Source organism: uncultured Fibrobacter sp. (genome assembly GCF_946062555.1).
GTDB lineage: Bacteria > Fibrobacterota > Fibrobacteria > Fibrobacterales > Fibrobacteraceae > Fibrobacter.
The window spans coordinates 1-3,398 of the sequence record NZ_CAMGVQ010000119.1 but is presented as its reverse complement, the minus strand read 5'-3'; the positions used below and the strand labels follow the sequence as shown (position 1 = coordinate 3,398).

The window sequence follows — 3,398 nt, the reverse complement described above, 5'->3', positions numbered from 1 at the left end:
GAAAACCGCTGCTTAGACTCCTCCCAACCCCTCCACACAAACTGCAGAAGCCTCCTTATTTTCCACGTTTTCTTTAGTTCAGACAATTGTACATCACCGTATTTCAAGATAAATGCGGATATCCGCCTCCCCATATCGCAAATCTTATCCATTAAACATCACCTGTGCATACAAAGTGCAATGTATCAGAGATGCCAGGAAAATCGCTTTGAACAAATATTGCTTGCCAGTGGGGCTGTAGGAGCAGCCGCTCCCGTGGCTGAATGAACCACAATAACGACAATGTGACATGGTTAGTACCTCCGATTGTAATATATAAAAAACGGCCCGGATTTTTTTCCGGGTCGTTTTCTAATATCGACAGAAGATCCCCGCCTGCGCGGGGATGACAATCGCGGATTACTTCACGAATGCGCCGTAGATGGCCTTGATGGCCTTCTCGGTATCGGCTTCGTCAACACCGGTGATGATGTTGATCTGCGAAGAACCCTGGTCGATGATGCGGACGTTCACCTTGTTGTCGGCGAGAGCGGTGAAGAGCTTTGCAGCCACACCGATCTTGTTCGTCATGCCGTGACCGACAGTCGCGATGAGCGAGATGCCCGGGAACACCTTGATACGGTCGGGGCGCATCTGCTGCGTGATGTCTTCGAGGACCACGTCCTGCACGGCGTCGAGAGCCTTGGAGTCAACCACGATGCTCATGGAGTCGATGGCGCTCGGGCACAGTTCGTAAGAGAGGCCTTCGCTTTCGAGCACGGCGAGCACGCGGCGACCAAAGCCCACTTCCTTGTTCATCATGGACTTTTCGATGTAGATCATCGAGAAGCCCTTGCGGCCGGCGACACCCGTAATCGGGAGCTTCGCTTCTTCCGGAGTGGGGCCGATGATGGTGCCCGCGTCTTCGGGGCGGTTCGTGTTGCGGATGTTGATAGGAATCTTCTTCGCGCGGCACGGGGCGATGGATTCATCGTGGAGCACGCTTGCGCCGGAGTAGGCGAGTTCGCGGATTTCGCGGTAGCTCACGTATTCGATGGGCAGCGGATTTTCGACGATGCGCGGGTCCGCCATGAGCATGCCCGAGACGTCGGTCCAGTTTTCGTACTTGGCGGCATCGATGCCGTTGGCAAGGATTGCGCCCGTGATGTCGGAGCCGCCACGGCTGAAGGTCTTGACTTCGCCACGGAGGTTGCTGCCGTAGAAGCCCGGTAGCACGTAAAGCTGGTTTTCGTCAGACAAGGTCTTCGCGATGTCTTCGTAGGTCTTCGGCGTAATGCGATACTTGTCGTCGAAGGTGATCAGCGGGAAGGTATCCACGAAGTTTGCGCCCAGGTACTTGGCCATGAGGCGTGCGCACAGGAATTCGCCACGGCTTACCAAGAAGTCGGTGCTGACGGATTCGGGGTGGTTCTTGAGCTTGTCTTCGAGGCTGTCGAGATCTTCGGTGAGCTTGTCAGCCAGGCCGAGATCGTTGCAGATTTCGTCGTAGCGCTGACGGATCAGGTTCCACGGGGTCGAAAAGTCGAGACCCTTGGAAGCGAGGTCGTAGGTGCTGTAGAGGAGGTCGGTAAGCTTTGTTTCCTTAGGATTGCGCTTGCCGGGGGCGGAAACGACGATGACCTTGCGGTTCTTGTCGGATTCAACGATGGCCTTGATCTTCTTGAACTGGCCGGCATCGGCGACAGAGCTGCCGCCGAACTTGCATACGATTCTTTGACTCATTTTTTCCTTTCGGGCCACCAAACCTCTCGGCTTCGAGCGCAGTCACTTCCCTCGCGACCGTCGTGCCCAAGCCTACCCATCTGGCCAGCCACTTTGGTAATATGGTTGTCTATGTCTGCGACGGCATAAAACCCGCCGCTCGGGCTCATATATAGAAATTTTAACAGCTTATGGCAAGGTTTTGTCAATTTTCCCCTCCCATATACTATATTTTCCAATGTAAAACAAATTAACTTTACCCCTAAAAGGATAAAACATGAAACACCTCCTAATCACCGCAACGGCATCCGCAATGCTCCTGGCCGCCTGCGGAGACGATTCTTCCACTAACGCATCCGGCAACACTTTAACCCGGACGGGCTCCCTCTTCGTAGACGAGGAACATCAGCTAATTGTAATCACTCCTGATTCCTATTACGAGAACAAATGCGTATTAGAAGGAGAAGCCTTAACCTGGAAAAACGTGCTGCAACACAAAGATGCCGATTCCATGAAATACGAGTTCCATGGAGATACCCTTTTGTTCTACAGCATTGACGAAGGCGATACCAGCTATCACGGCGAAATGTGGATTGGCGGTACCGCCGGGAAAATCTATGGAACCTGGACATATACAAATTGTGAATACTATAGTATTGAAGCCGACACCAAATGCTACGAATCAGAATATTACGGATTGACCTACAATATATCTAGCGGGAAGGTGACCGGAACCCAGGAAATTTACTTTGACCAATACATTTCAGATGTAAACAATTCCGATTATACTAAATCCAACTTTGTTTTGGAATTGTATAAAGCATTGAGTGGAAAGGATTATGCCGATACCTGGGTGCCAGACATCTTTGATGTATATGGCGAAAATGACCAGGATATCGAATATTACAATAAAACCATCGCAGATAACGGAGTGAACATTACCGCAAGCACAAAGCGTCAGCAAACCTTTACTATTGGCGATAAAACATTCACGGTCGATATAAAGAAAGTGGACCTGTCGATGGAAGGTTACCAAGAGAACCGCGACATCAGTATCGACGTGACCGATGGCGTTACGACTTGCAATGCAACCTACATCAAAAAGGCCCTGAACGCGGAACTCTGCAAAACTGAAAATGCCGCGCTCCTTGACGAAGATGACTATTACCACGAGACGGACAACAATGGCAATGAATATATCTACGTCGATCGAATCAGAATGTACAACGAAGACGAATTCGACATGTGCCTCAAGGGCATTGCCGTGCAATCAACAGAGAATGATGTAGACGAATCGGCAACCGTACTCTATAAGAAGACCTCTGCGCACGAGCGTGGTTATGAAGCCCGCTTCGAAAAACTTCTCCGTAAGTGGGCGAAGTACTCGAAATAGATTTTTAAGATAGGGAGATCCGCTCCTTGATGGCCATACGCAGAAAGCAACAAATTGCCAAGTGCAGTCCGGCCGCCTCGCGGGAATAACAATTCACGGATATTTGAAAGGGGGAAGTCTCCCCCTGTCTTCAGCCTTGCCCTTATCCTCCTTGGAGCGTAGCGATCAGGGCACGTCTTCCGCCACCCTCTCGCCTAGGGAGATCCCTAAGACCCCAAGGATTCCGCGCGTTCGCTCAAGTGGCCCGTGAGCCTCAAGCGGCAGGCGTCAACCTGCCGAGGCGGCGACCCTTGGCCACCTCCAG

At 51.5% G+C, this 3,398-nt stretch carries 2 protein-coding genes; one reads left to right on the top strand and one right to left on the bottom strand.

The window, feature by feature from the left end:
* Positions 1 to 399: 399 nt before the first annotated feature.
* On the bottom strand, positions 400 to 1,722 hold the full coding sequence (locus tag Q0P86_RS16730) for an aspartate kinase (protein ID WP_295038168.1): 1,323 nt from the start codon (positions 1,720 to 1,722) through the stop codon (positions 400 to 402).
* Between the two features lie 256 nt (positions 1,723 to 1,978).
* Between Q0P86_RS16730 and Q0P86_RS16725 the strand changes: the two genes are divergently transcribed.
* Positions 1,979 to 3,094: a hypothetical protein gene (locus Q0P86_RS16725; RefSeq protein WP_295041077.1), complete on the top strand. Its 1,116-nt coding sequence runs from the start codon at positions 1,979 to 1,981 to the stop codon at positions 3,092 to 3,094.
* The last annotated feature ends 304 nt before the right edge of the window (positions 3,095 to 3,398 follow it).

Coding starts and splice junctions, on each gene's coding strand:
- Q0P86_RS16725 (WP_295041077.1), top strand. CDS start 1,979: ATGAAACACCTCCTAATCACCGCAACGGCATCCGCAATGCTCCTGGCC.
- Q0P86_RS16730 (WP_295038168.1), bottom strand. CDS start 1,722: ATGAGTCAAAGAATCGTATGCAAGTTCGGCGGCAGCTCTGTCGCCGAT.